This is a genomic window from Botrimarina sp., assembly GCF_040219535.1.
Lineage (GTDB): Bacteria > Planctomycetota > Planctomycetia > Pirellulales > Lacipirellulaceae > Botrimarina.
Map to the genome: position 1 here is coordinate 74,951 of NZ_JAVJSH010000037.1, position 14,679 is coordinate 89,629.

At 71.6% G+C, this 14,679-nt stretch carries 10 protein-coding genes; 3 read left to right on the top strand and 7 right to left on the bottom strand.

The genetic code is table 11. The annotated features are described in order from the left end of the window. Nucleotides 1-57: 57 nt before the first annotated feature. The gene (locus RIC11_RS20520; protein WP_350214269.1) at nucleotides 58-519 is read right to left on the bottom strand and encodes an Hsp20/alpha crystallin family protein; all 462 of its coding nucleotides are present in this window, start codon (nucleotides 517-519) and stop codon (nucleotides 58-60) included. Between the two features lie 321 nt (nucleotides 520-840). Here RIC11_RS20520 and RIC11_RS20525 point away from each other — a divergent pair, with 321 nt between their 5' ends. The 3 genes from RIC11_RS20525 to RIC11_RS20535 all read left to right on the top strand — a co-directional run bounded on the left by RIC11_RS20525 (nucleotide 841) and on the right by RIC11_RS20535 (nucleotide 5,921). Further along, nucleotides 841-1,110, top strand: a complete 270-nt coding sequence (locus RIC11_RS20525; protein ID WP_350214270.1) for a DUF485 domain-containing protein — start codon at nucleotides 841-843, stop codon at nucleotides 1,108-1,110. Further along, nucleotides 1,107-3,071 (top strand): sodium/solute symporter, encoded by a 1,965-nt coding sequence (locus RIC11_RS20530; protein ID WP_350214271.1) that lies wholly within the window; start codon nucleotides 1,107-1,109, stop codon nucleotides 3,069-3,071. The genes RIC11_RS20525 and RIC11_RS20530 overlap by 4 nt, the downstream gene beginning before the upstream one ends. A 513-nt stretch (nucleotides 3,072-3,584) precedes the next feature. Continuing rightward, nucleotides 3,585-5,921: a hypothetical protein gene (locus RIC11_RS20535; protein WP_350214272.1), complete on the top strand. Its 2,337-nt coding sequence runs from the start codon at nucleotides 3,585-3,587 to the stop codon at nucleotides 5,919-5,921. 330 nt (nucleotides 5,922-6,251) lie between these two features. On the opposite strand, the gene RIC11_RS20540 is transcribed toward RIC11_RS20535, so the two are convergent. The 6 genes from RIC11_RS20540 to RIC11_RS20565 form a co-directional block, all read right to left on the bottom strand. Then, nucleotides 6,252-8,312 (bottom strand): hypothetical protein, encoded by a 2,061-nt coding sequence (locus RIC11_RS20540; RefSeq protein WP_350214273.1) that lies wholly within the window; start codon nucleotides 8,310-8,312, stop codon nucleotides 6,252-6,254. Then, nucleotides 8,309-9,082, bottom strand: a complete 774-nt coding sequence (locus RIC11_RS20545; protein ID WP_350214274.1) for a hypothetical protein — start codon at nucleotides 9,080-9,082, stop codon at nucleotides 8,309-8,311. The genes RIC11_RS20540 and RIC11_RS20545 overlap by 4 nt, the downstream gene beginning before the upstream one ends. Before the next feature lie 55 nt (nucleotides 9,083-9,137). Then, entirely contained in the window at nucleotides 9,138-10,826 is a 1,689-nt protein-coding gene (locus RIC11_RS20550) for a cyclic nucleotide-binding domain-containing protein (RefSeq protein ID WP_350214275.1), read from the bottom strand. A 102-nt stretch (nucleotides 10,827-10,928) separates the two neighbouring features. Beyond that, nucleotides 10,929-11,960, bottom strand: a complete 1,032-nt coding sequence (locus RIC11_RS20555; RefSeq protein ID WP_350214276.1) for a cytochrome c family protein — start codon at nucleotides 11,958-11,960, stop codon at nucleotides 10,929-10,931. A 27-nt stretch (nucleotides 11,961-11,987) separates the two neighbouring features. After that, a complete protein-coding gene (locus tag RIC11_RS20560) occupies nucleotides 11,988-13,253 on the bottom strand; it encodes a 2Fe-2S iron-sulfur cluster-binding protein (protein ID WP_350214277.1) in 1,266 nt (421 codons plus the stop codon). A gap of 200 nt (nucleotides 13,254-13,453) precedes the next feature. Next, nucleotides 13,454-14,644 carry a hypothetical protein gene (locus RIC11_RS20565; protein WP_350214278.1) on the bottom strand — a complete coding sequence of 397 codons (1,191 nt, stop codon included), beginning with the start codon at nucleotides 14,642-14,644 and terminating at the stop codon, nucleotides 13,454-13,456. Nucleotides 14,645-14,679: the final 35 nt, after the last annotated feature.

Below are 14,679 nucleotides of genomic sequence, written 5' to 3' on the forward strand. Positions count from 1 at the left end.
ACGCGCCCGCCGCGTCGGCGAGACCGGCTGGAACGTGACGCGACGGGCGCCAGCGATTCACGATTGGACGGCGATCTTGCGGGCCTTGGTCTTTTCAGACTTGGGGAGCTTCACGCTCAGCACGCCGTCGTGGTAGCGGGCCTCGACCTTTGCGTCGTCGACCGTGGAGGGGAGCGTGACCGTGCGGCTGCACGAGCCGACGCGGCGCTCCACGCGGTGGAAGGTCTTGCCCTCTTCTTCTTTCTCTTCTTCGCGGCGCGCAGAGACCGTGAGGGTCGCGCCGTTGACGCGGACGTCGATCTGCTTCGGATCGACGCCCGGCAGGTCCATCGTCACGTCGACCGAGTCGTCGGTCTCGGACACGTCGATCGGCGGGATCGACCCGGAGTCGATCAACTCGCCGAAGCGGTCGCCCAAAGCCCGCGCCGCGAAGCGTTCTAGGTCGTCGAACACGTCACGCCCGAGGGTGAACCGTGGCGACGGGACGTTGGGACGCGTCGTCGCAAGCATGCCAGTCATCGCACACCTCCTCCCAGCTGTAGGGACCGCGCCGGCGGGCCGCCCGGCCCGCCGGCTTTTCTTTCCAATCGCCTGCCGCACCGAGGATGCAATGCCCGTACCCACAGCGGGCCGGCGCGGCGGATCGGCCGCGGCAGGCGGGTCGCGGGGGGCGGCGGCCGCGCGGGCTGTGACCGCTTCGCACACCGCTGCGGCCGAGCCGCGCGCGACGGCGGCGGCGCCCCCGGGTTTGTAGCCGCCCGCCCGAGCGGCTACTGTGTCGCTGCCGGCCCCGGCGACGCGGGGCCGCGCTTCTAGCTCGCCTGTTCTTGCTGTGGGCCGATGGAAAACAACGCGTCGCCGCGGAACATCTCGCGGCTCGGGCTCCGACTGTTCGCCGTTTACGCGGTCTGTTACACGGCCTTCGTGCTGACCAGCGCGTTCGCCGCGCCGGTCATGGAGCGCGAGGCCTTCGCCGGGTTGAACGTGGCGATCGTGAGCGGTTTCGGCCTGATCGTGCTCGCGCTGGTGCTCGCGCTGGTCTACGGCGTGCGCGGCGGCGGCAAGCGGCACGACACGCCCCACGCCCCCTCGGCCGGGGGCGCGCGATGATCTACGACCTCTCGCCGCTGGCGCTGGTGGTGTTCGCGGTTTTCGTCGCGGTGACGCTCGGCCTCAGCTTCTGGCTCGGCCGCCGCACGACCTCCTCGGCCGGCTACTTCGCCGCGCACGGCCAGATCCCGTGGGCCGTCAACGGCGTGGCGTTCGCCGGCGACTACCTGTCGGCCGCGTCGTTCCTGGGCATCTGCGGGATGATCGCGTTCTACGGGTACGACGGCTTCCTCTACTCGATCGGCTACCTGGCCGGCTGGGTCGTCGCGCTGTTCGTGGTGGCAGAGCCGATGCGGCGGCTGGGCAAGTACACGTTCGCCGACGCCCTGAACGCCCGCTTCAACTCGCGCGGCGTGAAGCTCGCCGCCGGGGTCAGCACGCTCGCGGTCAGCCTCTTCTACCTGATCCCCCAGATGGTCGGCGCCGGCGTGCTCGTGCAGCCGCTCTTGGGGCTGCCGCACTGGGCCGGCGTGGTGCTGGTGGGCGTGATCGTGATCCTGATCGTGGTCACCGCGGGCATGGTCTCCACCACCTGGGTGCAGTTCCTCAAGGGCGCGTTGCTGATCGTGTTCAGCGCGGTCCTCACGGCGATCGTGCTATCGCGCGGCTTCGCCGCCGAGCCGCCGGTCGCCCCCGGCAGGGCGCAGCCCGGCGAGCTGCGGACGGTCGGCCCGCTGGCCGGCTCGGCCGCCGCCCCCGCCGCGGCCTCGCAGCAGCTCTCCGACTTGGTTGACGAACCGCTCGTGCCGGCCGACGCCGGCTGGGCCGAGATCGACTTCCTCCGCACCCGCGACCCCGCAACCGGTCGGATCTCGGTTTGGGCGCGGCGCTCCGGCCCCGACGGGGCCGTCCACTACGACGAGGGCCAGCTGCTCACACGCACCGCCGACGGCCGCGTGCTGGTCGCCGGCTTGCCGCGCGGGCGCGGCGAGGGGGAGGCCGCTTTGCAGCCGGTCGGCTCGGTCAGCCGGCTGCCCGACGGCGCCGAAGAAACCGGCCCGCTGGGACCGATCGAGTTCTTCCGCACGGTCTCCGACAGCGAGGTCCGCGTGTGGCGGAGCCAAGTGGTCGCCGAGCCCGGCGGCGGCCAGTCGACCGTCTACTACCCGCGCCCAACCGCCGGCAGCGAGGTCCTCCGGCCCGGCGAGCACCCGCGGTTCGCTGGCATCCGCACGGGCGACTGGCTCGACAAGCTCGACTTCGTGTCGCTGATGCTCGCGCTGTTCGGCGGCACGGCCTCGCTGCCGCACATCCTGATCCGTTACTACACGGTCAAGGACGAGGCCGCCGCGCGCAAGAGCACGATCGTCGGCATCGCGTGCATCGGCTTCTTCTACCTGCTCACGCTCTACATCGGCCTCGGCGCGATGACCTCCGGCGCGATGGACCCGACCGACAGCAACATGGCGGCGCCGCTCTTGGCGCGGAGCATCGGCGAGTCGCTGTTCGCGGTGGTCTCGGCGATCGCGTTCACCACGGTGCTGGGAACCGTCAGCGGCCTGATCCTCGCTTGCGCCGGGGCGGTCACGCACGACCTGGTCGACAGTTTCCGCCGCGAGCCGCTCAGCGAGGAGGCCCAGGTCCTGGTGGGCAAGGGGGCGTCGGTCGTGGTGGGGGTGGCGGCGGTCGTGCTGGGCGTGCTGTTCAAGGGTCTCAACGTGAGCTACCTGGTCGGCTGGGCGTTCAGCGTGGCCGCGTCGGCCAACCTGCCCGCGCTGGTGATGCTGCTGTTCTGGCCGCGGACGACCCGCTCGGGCGTGGTCGCGAGCGTGCTGGTCGGCATGGCCAGCTCGCTCGCTTGGATCCTCTTGTCGGCCGACACCTACGCGAAGGTCTACGGCCTGCCGGCCGCCGACGCGCCGACCCCCTTCAGCCAGCCTGGGCTGGTGACGATCCCGCTGAGCTTCGCGGTGCTGGTCGTGGTGTCGCTGCTGACGGGGAAGAAGCGTGCGGAGGAGTAAGGCCCGGGGGCCGGCGCGGAGCGACCCGACACGACGTCGTCGGCCGCCGCGACGCGTTGAGGAGGATACCCCCTCAGCGGATTGGGGCGTGTAAAATCTTGACGACGTGATGTTCACCGACCATAGCTGCGGAACGGACGGCTGGACCCTCACACCGACTTGCCTAGCTGCGGGCGGTCTCCTCGCCGACGGAAGACCTCAGCAGATTCGCGGGGCGGCGAGCTTGCTGGTGGTGGTCCACCCGACGCGGTAACCGTACCCACTTGGCCCGTGCTCAAAGAATCAGCTCGCTGCGTCGCGCCGAGACGTGGTCACGCTGGCTTGCGGCGTTCTGCCTAGTCAAGTTGTTGGCGTTTTTTGGTCCAGGCACGCAATGGTTCGGCCGCCAGGGGACATCTAAGAACAGAATCCCTCACTTAGTCCAATCCGAATCAGCGGGCAGGATTAGACTCAGGCTCCCCACATCGTCTGTGCTCTCTGGGCTCCGCCTGCTGCCAACCCGCCGCCTGAACCATGCCGAACCAACTTTCTCTACTCATGCGGGAAACCGCTGCAATCGGTTCCCGCTTGTGCCTGGCGATCGCCATGGCGGGGCTGCTGGCTCTTCCGGCCGGCGCCCAGGTGTTCGAGGCAGGCCCGTCCGATCCGGCTTTGTTCGACACGGTGATCGACCTGCCGCCCGCTCCGAATATCGGCTCCGGCCAGAGCGTGGGCGGCGACGGCCAGACCACCCAACTCAACCTGGGCGACGGCGGCTTCATCAACTCCTCGTTCGACGTCCTCGCCGGCGCCGAGCTGAACGTCAGCGGGGGCCGGATCAACACGTCGCTCGACGTCCGTTCCGGTGGCGAGCTGAATATCAGCGGCGGCCTGATCGGCTTCACGGCTCAAGCGTTCTCGGGCAGCCACGTGACCATGACCGGCGGCCTCGTGGATCAGAGCTTCGAGGCGCTTGCTGGAAGCGTCGTGCTGCTAAAGGGGGGAGCCGTCAGCCGGAGGTTCCGAGCCCGCGCGGGGAGCGGGGTTGAGGTCTTCGGCCAAGACTTCTTTCTCAACGGTAATCCCCTCACCGCCCCGGAACTCCTGAACCTCTCGCTGAGCGGTGACGACGTGCTGACCGGCGTCCTGGAAGACGGCTCGGCCTTCATCTTCAGTCCCCAAGTCGACGATGTCCTGCTCGACGTACAACTCAGGCAATCGTCGCTCCCGGGCCCTGCCGACACCACCCCGATCGTTATCGACACGCCCCTGCCCGTACGCCCTTCGGGCCTGCGGGCGGGGCAAACGCTCACGCTGCGCAGCGGTGGTGAGCTGGATATCAACTTCGAGGCCGTTGACGCAACCGTGAACATCGAAGGCGGGTTCATCGGCGACCACTCGGGGTTCTCTCGCAGCACGGTCAACATCAGCGGCGGCGAGGTCGACGCCTTCTCCAATGCGTATGCCGGTGCCGTGGTGAATCTCACCGGCGGCGCCTGGGGGAGATTTAGCGACGCCCACTCGGGCAGTGTGGTGAGTGTCATGGGCGGCACCTTGGACAGCTTCTTCGAAGCCCAAGCCGGAAGCACCATCAGTATCCAAGGTGGCGTGGTAGAGCGATTCACCGCGTTGCCCGGCAGCACAGTCGATATCGCCGGCGGGGCGATCGGGTTCAACTTCGACCTCGAAGCGGGTACCGATGCCGAGTTGTTCGGCGGGGAGTTCCGTTTGAACGGCGAGAGTTTCACCGGATCGACCCTCACGGTCGGCGACGACGACCTCTTCACCGGCACGCTTGCGGACGGTTCGGCCTTTATTTTCGCCGGCAACCGCAGCGACGACGTCGTCGGCCTGGAGCTTACTCAGGTTGCCCTGCCGACGCTCGACACGACGCCGCAGGTGATCGACACCGCGGACCACGGCCGCCCCTCAGGCCTGCGTGCCGGCCAGACGCTGACCGTCCGCGAGGGCGGTGTGCTGGGAAAATTCTTCGAGACGGTGGACGGCAGCACACTCAACCTCGAAGGGGGCCGTCTCGGTGACGATGCCGCCGTGGTGAACGGCACCGTCAACATCCGCAGCGGCGACGTGGGGCGCGCGTTCAGTGGTGGCGCCGGCAGCGTCGTCAATTTCAGCGGCGGCACGATCGGCAACCAGTCGGAGGCCCAGAGCGGCAGCACGTTCAACTTCAGCGGCGGGCAGATCGGCACTGAGTTCACCGCCGAGGCCGGCAGCGTGGTCAACATCAACGGCGGGGATTTTGAGGAGTTCGTCGTCGAAGGTGGCGCAGTCAACATCACCGGTGGCAACCTCGGGCCCGATTTTGAAGCCGGGTCCGACAGCGTCGTGAACATCAGCGGCGGCACGTTCGGCGACGGGGTCTTCTTCGGGTCGGGCAGCGAGGTGAACCTCTTCGGCTCGGACTTTCTGATCGACGGCTCACCGGCAAATCTCTTCATTCAGCCCACCCAATTCATCACCAACGACGCGCAAGACGCGGTCCTCTCGGGCGTGCTGGCCGACGGCGCCCCCTTCTCGTTTGACTTCTCGGGCGACGATTTCCTCAGCAGCGGCGCCCGCCTGACATTGACCGAAACGTTTACCATCCCCGGCGACTACAACGCCGACGGCGCCGTCAACGCCGCCGACTACACCGTCTGGCGAGACACATTTGGCCTGACGGGCACGTTTTTCCCCGCCGACGGCAACCGCGACGGCCGGATCGATGACGCCGACTACTTGGTCTGGCGGGACAACTTCGGTCGGCAAACCAACTCGGGCCTAGCCACAGCCATGACCATCCCCGAGCCGACGGCGATCGTCCTGCTGGGCTTGAGCGGCCTAGCAACGTTGAGCCGACGAACGTGGTGAGTCCCAAGTAAGACTTCTTGTTCGAGATGGCGGGTGCCTCACCCTCGGCGCCGAACGCGGCCGGCTGACTCGCGGCGGTCGCGACGGCCTCCGAGGAGAAGCGACGCCTGACAGGGGATCGTCGGGCCGCACCTCTCAGGCTGCCAAGCCGCCGCGGCGCGGCTCACCACGGCGAGTTCCGATCGCCCGACGCCCGCGTTGGCGCCGCTCACCTCGGGCCGCTAGTGGCTCTCTGAACTCGCCCTCGCTCCGTCGGTCCTCCGACGATGGGCCGCGTCGACCAGGCGGGTTCCGCCGCCGTGGGGCGCCCCCCACAGTCGGCGCGGCGCGTCATCGGCGTGGGGCGAGGCCTCCCACGGTTGGGGCGGCTTTGGGTTCGGACCCAGCCAGACCTTTCAACGCGCCGGGTTCGACGTGGTAGTTGTGGCACTGGGTGCAGCCCTCGCCGGCCGCGTGGGGGCGGTGGCAAGGGGTGCAGGCGGCTTTGGCGATGGGCGCCAGGTCGGTCGTGAACTGTTGCGGGTCGTGGCTCGTGTACGCGGCCGTCGCATAGGTGGCCGGTGTGGCGGCTGGCTCTTCCAGGCGGTGGCACGCGGTGCAGTCGGCCAGCTCGGGCTGCGCGGTGTGCGGGCGGTGGCTGAACCTCGTGAAGCCGCGCGGCTCGCTCAAGCGGTCGCGGCCGCGCCAGTTGATCGTGAGGCGGTCGCCGTCGCGCTCGACGCTGTGGCACTCGATACATCCCCCCGGCGCGCCGGGGCGGGCGAACTCGGCGAGGCAGGCTTGCTGTAGGGCGGCGTGCTCTGATGGGAGGGCGGCGATCGCGTCGAGCCACGCGCGGAGCCACGGGTCGTCGTGGCCCGACGGGCGGTAGCGGAGCGTGAACCGAGAGTCGTCGAGCGACCACGCGCCGCCGGTGCGGCGGTCTTCAATCGCGTCGAACGGCTCGGGCGGCTCGGCGCCGGAGAACCAGGTCGCGAGCGCGCGGTCGACCAGCTCGATCGGGAGCCGCGCGACGAGGTCGGCCTCGCTGGCCGGCGCCGCTTTGTCGGGCTCGGCCCCGGACAGCTTGCCGATCCGGTAAGAGACCGCGCCGTGCCCCTCCTCTTGCAAGTCGTCGAGCAGCCGACGGAGCGCCTCGGCGAGCGATTGCGCGGCGGCGACCCGCTGCGGGTCGCGTGGGTCGACGTCGAAGAAGCTGAAGTCCTCGCCGAGCAGCGTCATCGCTTCGGCCGCGCGGGGGTCGGCGGCGAGGAGCAGCTTGGTGAACGGGGGGAGCCCGCCGTCGAAGTCGCCGCGGAGCGCGTCGGGCCACGCGGGGGGCGCGTGGCCGGCGTCGACGAGCGCGTCGTGGTCGATCATCGGCAAGGCGAGGAAGTCGACCCCCTCGCCGAAGCTGTTCTTGAGGTCCGCCTCGTGGCACTCGCCGCAGGCCGCGTGGTAGTCGACGCGTGCGGTGAGGTCGCCCGCCGCGTCAGGCACATGGCACGCGCGGCAGTCGAAGTCGCGATTCGCTTTGACGTAGTGCTCGCGGCTGTGCGATCCGTGGTTGAAAGCGATCCGGGTGCGCCGCTCGACAGGCCACAGGCCGAAGTCGGGGTGGTCGGTCGCGAAGCTGTGGAACCGCTCGGCGTGGCAGGCTTGGCAACGCGCGTCGGTGATGGCGGCGAGGTCGTGGCCGGCGCCGTGGTGCTCTTGGTGGCAAGCGGCGCAGGCGAGCGCATCGGCCTCGCCCCGCCCGCGCGGGGCGGCGAGCAGCGCTTCGGTGGGGGTGAGCCAGGAGGCCGGGCGCCGCTGCAGCGTGTCGGCGGGCAGGCCGTGGGCGAGGAGCGGCGCGGCGCCGTCGGCGTCGAGCTGTTTGTGGCAATCGAGGCAGAGCGCGCTCTGCGTGTTGTGCGGGTCGTCGCCCCCGCCGGCGATCGCGGACGCGAGCCACTCGCCGGGGCCGTTGTTGGCGCCGGGGTGGCAGGCGGCGCAGCGGTTGGCCCACGCGTCGCGCGCGATGACTTGGGCGTGGTGGCTGGTCAGCTCGCCGGGGGCGAGCACCTCGTTGCGGCCGGCGGCGCCGAGCAGCATCAACACGGCGCCGAGCGTGAACACCGCCGCGCCGCGCAGCCAGCGGCCGCGGATCGCGCGCAGGCTGCGCCGCGGCCGGCATCGCTTGGCGAGGCAGCAGCGGCCGTCGGGCGTGGGGCCGTCGGGGCAGGCGCCGCCGCGCAGCGGGCTGCGGTTGCAGAGCCAGCGGTCGCCGTCGCGCGTCGGCGCGCACTCGCCCAGCGCGGGGCAGCGGCCGTGGGGGTCGGGGCCGCGCGAGCACGGCGTATCGTCGCAGCCGCATTGCCAGCGGCGGTTGGGGCGGTCGTAGCCGCCGGGGCCGGGCGTGGGGGCGGTCATGGCGTGGGCCCCCCGCGGAACGCGAGCGCGAGCACGCCGTGCGCCGTGCCGACCAGCACCAGCGCCCAAGTCAGCGCGAGGTGGGCGAAGAGCCACGCCTTGAGCAGGCCCTGGCGGGCCGCGTGGAAGTCGAGGTCGTCTTTGCGGCGGACGAGCTTGAACAACCGGTCGGCCGCGTCGCGCTCCGGGTCGGTAAGGAAGCGGTCGACGCCGCGCAGCTCGTTGAACAGCCGCTGGCGAGCGGCGCCGGTTGGGCGGAGCGTGTAGCGCCACGCGCGGGGGCGGCCGAGGAAGCCGTGCACGCGGTCGGCGTAGAAGTCGGCCAGCGTGGTCGCGCCGGTCGCGTGGACCGCTTCGAGCACCGCGGCCCGCGCGTCGCGGCGGGCGGCTTCCTTTAGTCGCGGGATCCGCTCGTAGATGAACTGCTCGCTGGTGCGGGCTAGCTGCCGCGGGATCGTGCGGGTGAGGTAGAAACCGACAAGGCCGCTGGCGAACGTCCCCAGGTAGAGGGCGGCCAGCGCCCCCTCGACCGCGCCGGTCGGCCAGGCGAGGCCGGCGTGCCAGCCGAACAGGCCGAGCGACACCGCGGCGATCACCAGGTGCCACCGCAGCCAGTGGCGGCTCGCCCCGATCGGCAGGCCGGGGAGCTTCTTGCGGAGCCCGTACGCGGCCAGCAGCAGCACCGCGGCCCACAGCGCGTAGCCGGTCGCGTACGCGGTCCGCGCCAGCGACGCGTCGAGCCACGCGACCCACGCCGCGCAAAGGGCCAACGCGCCGGCGGCCCACGCGGCGTTCTTGTAGCGGCGGCGGACTTGCTTCGCGCGGTTAATGTTGGCTCCAGGCGGCGAGCGTGCTGGGGTTCGTGAGGTCCAGCCGCACGAGCGCGTCGTGCGGGCACGCGTGCTGGCAGACCGGGCCCGAGGGCAGGCCGTTGCACAGGTCGCACTTGGTCGCGCGCAACAGCGGCTGACCGGTGTCCCCGTCGACGACGATCGCGCCGGACGGCTCGCGGAGCTCGACCATCTGGATCGCGCTGTAGGGGCAGCTGTTTGCGCAGGCCGAGCAGCCCACGCAGGTCGAGGCGTTGATCCGCACGACGCCGGTCGCTTCGTCGCGGTGGATCGCGCCGGTAGGGCAGCCGATCATGCAGACCGGGTCGACGCAGTGCATACACGCCTGGGCGAACTGCAGCGTGTCGTGCTGGTCGCCCTGGCGGACGAAGCGCGGGTTGCCGTCGTGCATGGCGGCGCACGCGCGGACGCAGTCGTCGCAGCGGGTGCAGCGGTCCAGGTCGATGACCATCGCCTGCGTGCCGTTGGTCAGGCGTTGGTCGACGAGGTAGTCGAGCGTGCGGGCGGCGGCCGCGCCGATCGCGGGCTGGTGCTCCTCGTCGGGCAGCGCCGCACGCTCGGCCCACCGCCGGCGTTGCTTGCCGGGGATCGTCGGCAGGACCTCCTTCAGGAAGGCCTCCGGCGGAACCAGGAGCGTGTCGAGGTGGCCGACCGCGCGGAGGGAGCGCCGCCACTTGGGCCCCTCGCCGCGGTCGGCCGCCAGCGCGATCTCCTCCGCGCCGAGCGTGCGGCCGCGGCCGAGGTACGCGATCGTGCGGTGCCCCTCGCCGACGGCCACGGTTAGCCGCGCGAAGCCGTTGCGCACCAGGACCACGGACTCGACGGGCTGCCCCTCTTCAACCACGAGGGGCTCGCGGCGCAGGCGCTCGACCGGGTCGAGCACGGCGTCGGCCTTGGCGCGCTCCGACCAGTCGAACTCGCCGAACGACGCGAACCGCACGCTCGCGGCCACGCGGTCCAGCGCGGCGTCGGTCAGGCCGGCGAGCAACGGCGTGCTTCGCAGGTGGTTCTTCAGGTGGTTGCGGCGGTAAAGCGTGTCGAGGTGCTCGCGCAGCGCGGGCGTGTGCCGCATCAGGTCGCGGAGCCCTTGCCAGCGGATCTCTAGCAGCACGCACGGGGTCTCGGCGAACACGGTGGCCGTGTGCGGCGCGCGGGTGATCGCGGCTTGCTCGCCGAACAGCTCGCCGGGCCCCAGCGCGGCCACGCCGGCCGACGAGAGCACGGCGGGCATGTCTTGCAAGAAGACGCCGCCGCCGGGCAGCGAGGGCGTGGGGAGCACGGCGTCGGCGGGGCGGACCTCGGGGGTCTGCCGCTGGCTGAAGAGCCGCGCGATCGCCCGTGTGAGCCCGCCCGAACGCCGCGCGGAGCGGCCGAGCGCCTCGGGCGGGAGGTTCTCGAGCGTGACCCGCGCCTGACCGTCGAGCACCAGGAACGCGCTCGACCCGTAGTCCCCCTCGCGGACGACGATCTGCCCCGGCTCGCGGTTGAGGAGCCGCGTGTCGTGCTTCAGCAGGTCGCGCAGCGGCGTCGTGCGGGGGAACGCGGCCGGGTCCATCGCCACGAACGGCGGCACGCGCAGCAGCCGGTCCACCGCGCGATCGGACATGCCCGGGTCGAGCGGCTTGTCCCAACGCTCGGGTCGGCGGCGGGCGATAGTGAGCATGGCGGTTGCCGGAAAATAGCGGTCAGTTGCTTGAGCCGTAGGCGCTAGCCTCGGGCCTGTTTGGCTAGCCACCCGAGGCTAGCGCCTTCGGCTAAAGCGGGGTCACTTGTATTGCGATGGGGGCGGGAGCAGGTCGTCGATTGGGGCCAGGCGGGCGCCGTCGGCGCGTTCGGCGAACGCGTAGGCGGCGGCGCCGATCGCGTCGGCGGCGGCGTTGATCGCGTCGGCGTTGCCGAGCGTCAGCTCCAGGTCGCTGACCGACTCCAGCGCGGTCGCCACCAGCGGGTCGTCGACGAGCCGCTGCACCGCCCACAGCTTCTGCTTGCGGTCGGCTGCGCGGGCGGCGCTGGTGCGGCCGAAGCGGCCCGCGTCGGTCGCTCGGGCGACCGCCCGCAGGCTGTACTCCAGGTCGGTCATCAGGCCCACCACGTACATCACCCGCACGCGCGGCAACGCGCTGGGCGCGTTGACGGCGCCGCCGGAGCGGACGAAGTTGTGGCGCACCATGCCTTGCGACCAGCTCACGAGCTCGAACTCGCCGCTGCCCGCCGGGTGCTGGCCCACGTCGACCAGCCGTTCGTCGGGCGTGGTGTGGCAGTCCAGGCACTGCCGCGCGATCAGGTACAGGTTCGAAGGGTTGTTCATCCCCGCGCCGATGCTCGCCAGGCGGCGGCGCTGACGGGCCTCGGGCGACTCGGTCTCGCGTGTGACGCCCGGCCCGTACTCCGCGTGGACTTCGATCCAGTCCCGCGCGGGCCCGTGGCAAGACTCGCACGACACGCCCGAGTCGATCCGCACGCGGCCGCTTTGCTCGATAGGCGTGTAGTGGCAGCGGACGCAGGTGTCGTTGCGTTTGACGCTCCGCAGGCCCAGGCGGTCGGCGATCGCGTCGGCTTCGGGCTTGCGGTGGAGCGTGTCGATCGTTTGGTGGTGGGGGGTGCGCTGCCACTGGGCCATCTCGGCCGCGTGGCACTTGGTGCACGCGTCGGCGCCGACGACCCGGGCCGCGTCCAGCGGGTCGCCGCCGGTGGGCTGCGTCGGCTGCGCGGCGGCGCCCGCCGCTAGCGCGAGCAGCCACCCGCCTGCGGCCAGGCGGGCGGGGGCGGTGGGTCGGGGTCGCGGGTCGATCGGCACGGGGTCCATCCCGTTGGAGAACGCGGTCTAGGCTTCGAGCAACACGGGGCCGTCGGGCAGGCTGATGCAGGCGAGGCACTCCCCGTCGGCGGTCGTCGCGCCCGCCTTGCGGAGCACGGCCACCTTCCCCTGGACGACGCGGACGCGGCACGCGCCGCAGTTGCCCGCGCGGCAGCCGGCGGCGATCGGCACGCCGGTCGCTTCGGCCAGGTCGAGCAGCGTGGCGTGCTTGCCATCCCAAACCAGCGGCGGCGCGTCGGCGGCGAAGCGGACCGGGCTGCCGAGCGCCTTCTGGAGAATCGCGCCGGCCTCGAGGCTGACGCTCGCAGGGCCGAAGGCCTCGAAGTGGATCGCCGTGTCCGGCACGCCCCACTCGAGCAGGTCGATGGCCATCGACTGCATCATGCGTCCCGGGCCGCAGAGGAAGAACTCGTAGTTGCTCGACGGCAACGCGCGGCGCAGCGTTTCGACCGACAGCCGCCCCGCCGCGTGGTAATCCTCGCCCAGCTTGTCGCCCGGCGCGGGCCGCGACAGCGAGACGTGGACCGACACGCGGGGGTCCGCCTCGGCGATCTCGCGCAGCCGGTCGGGCCACAAGCGCGACGCGCCGTCGCGGAAGCCGAAGAACGCGTGGGTGGGAGTGTCGAGCCGCGCGTGGTGGATCGCTTCGAGCATCGCAACGAGCGGCGTCACGCCGACGCCGGCGCCGACGAGCACCGCCGCGCGGGGCTGGGCCGGGTTGTAGAAGAACGCGCCGCGGGGGGCCTCGCAAAGCAGCGCAAGGCCCTCCCGCGCGTTGGCGTGCAGCCACGTACTGGCCGCCCCGGCCGGCGCGCCGGGCGGGTCGCTCGGCGCGTCTTGCCGGCGTACGGAGACGCGGTAGTACTCGGGGCGCGGCCGGTCCGAAAAGGAATAGCAACGCACGACCTCGGCGCCTCCCTCGCCGGCGGGCAACGCGACCGTGAGGTACTGGCCCGGCAAAAACCGCGGCAGCGGGTTGCCGGCCGGGTCGGTCAGGTAGATCGACTTCACGCCGGGCGACTCGTCGACCACGGCCGACACCCGCAGGGGCCGGCGGCCTTCCCAAGCGACGCGCCGCGCGAGCCGCGCGCGGGCCGACTCGGCGGCGGCCGCCGCTTCGGTGCGGAACGCGGCCGCGTCGGCGTCGGATCGCTGGCGTCGCTGCGCACGCGCGCGGAGCAAACCGACCAAGCCGAGCGTCGCTTGCCCGACGACCGCCAGGCAGAGCGCGGCGCCGGTGTAGAACAGCAGCGGGTCGCCGGGCGCCGGCATAGCGAGCTAGCAGGGGGGGCTTCTGGGAGCGGACGGGGCCCGCCTTGTACCAGCACCGGCAGCGCCGCGGCAACAGAAGCGAAGGCGCTAGTTGCCAGGCGCTAGGCGCTAGTTGGCAGGTAGCAGTCTGAAGCCGGCATCGAGCTGCTCAGCAAGAACTAGCGCCGAGCGCCTTGCAACTAGCGCCTCTTCCGCTGCTATCACCGCGTGCTCGCGTCCGGCAGGCGGCTGGCCGCGTGGATCGCGGCCCGGCTGGCGGGCAGCTCGGCCGCGTCGAGCGGGCGCCACGCGCGGACCAGCGTGTGGGGCGGCAGCGGGCGGGTGAGCGGCTCGCGGAGGAGGGCCTCGCCGTCGTGCTCGGCGATCGCGTGGCCCAGCCGGTCGCCGCGGAACCGGCCGTCGATCTCGCCGCAACCGGCCACGACCGTCAGCCCGCTAGCGTCGAGCTCGACCTCGCACGCGAACTGCGAGAACGGCGCCCCGGCTTCGTAGTTGGGGTCGTTGTAGCGGCGGTGCATCTCGTCCCAGAGCTGGCAACCCATCGCGGTGTGCATGCCATACACCACCTCGCGCGAGAGCTTGCCGTCGCGCAAGTCGAGCCGCCCCGCGAGCCGCACGACCTGCGCGCCCCGCCAGTGGAACTCGTCTAGCCGTAGCGAGCCGGTCGACGCGCTGAGGCCGCCCACCTCGACCTCGTCGAACCGGGCCGTGCCGGTCGCCGTGCTGGCGAGGGTCGGCTCGGCGTCGGACCAATCGGATCGGCACTCGCCGTTGAAGACAGCCGATCGCGCCGCGGCGAAGCCCAGCGGCTCGCCCGGCAGCCAAGCGGCCGGCGCGGCGAGTGGGCCGGTGGCCGCGCGGGCGGACCACGCTCCGCCGGCGTGGGCGACGCTCAGCGTGGCGCCCTGCCCCGCTAGCGTAAAGCTCCGCTCGGCCGCGCCAGCGAGCTTGAACCGGGCCTTGGCGATCGGCGCGGCGCCGTTCAGCTCGAGCGACACGCAACGCCCGTCCACGACCAGCGGCGTGCGGACGAGTTGCTGCAGCCAGCGGGCGGCGATCGGCGCGTCGGGAACGCGGACCTCGCCGAGCGTCAGCCGCCAGCGCGCGCCGTCGCGGGCGGCGATCGCCGACGTGCAATCCGCCAACGGCTTGCCGGTGGTCGGCGTGGTGAGCCGCACGCCGCGCAGCTCGACCACGCCCGGCCGGGGCGTGAGCACTCGGTCGCACTCCACGCGGGCCTCGAGCGCCTCGCCGAGCGTCGCTAGCAATTCACGCTCGTAGCCGGGCGCCCAACGATCGACCACGAAGCCCGCCACCGCTAGCGTCGGCAGCACGCAGCCGAGCAAGAACAGCGCGCGGCACAAGCGGCGTTGGGTCTTTTCGAGAAGCATCGATCGATTGCGGAGTTCGGATTGCGGAATGCGGA

Coding starts and splice junctions, on each gene's coding strand:
- RIC11_RS20550 (WP_350214275.1), bottom strand. CDS start 10,826: ATGCTCACTATCGCCCGCCGCCGACCCGAGCGTTGGGACAAGCCGCTC.
- RIC11_RS20525 (WP_350214270.1), top strand. CDS start 841: ATGGAAAACAACGCGTCGCCGCGGAACATCTCGCGGCTCGGGCTCCGA.
- RIC11_RS20565 (WP_350214278.1), bottom strand. CDS start 14,644: ATGCTTCTCGAAAAGACCCAACGCCGCTTGTGCCGCGCGCTGTTCTTG.
- RIC11_RS20520 (WP_350214269.1), bottom strand. CDS start 519: ATGACTGGCATGCTTGCGACGACGCGTCCCAACGTCCCGTCGCCACGG.
- RIC11_RS20530 (WP_350214271.1), top strand. CDS start 1,107: ATGATCTACGACCTCTCGCCGCTGGCGCTGGTGGTGTTCGCGGTTTTC.
- RIC11_RS20535 (WP_350214272.1), top strand. CDS start 3,585: ATGCCGAACCAACTTTCTCTACTCATGCGGGAAACCGCTGCAATCGGT.
- RIC11_RS20560 (WP_350214277.1), bottom strand. CDS start 13,253: ATGCCGGCGCCCGGCGACCCGCTGCTGTTCTACACCGGCGCCGCGCTC.
- RIC11_RS20540 (WP_350214273.1), bottom strand. CDS start 8,312: ATGACCGCCCCCACGCCCGGCCCCGGCGGCTACGACCGCCCCAACCGC.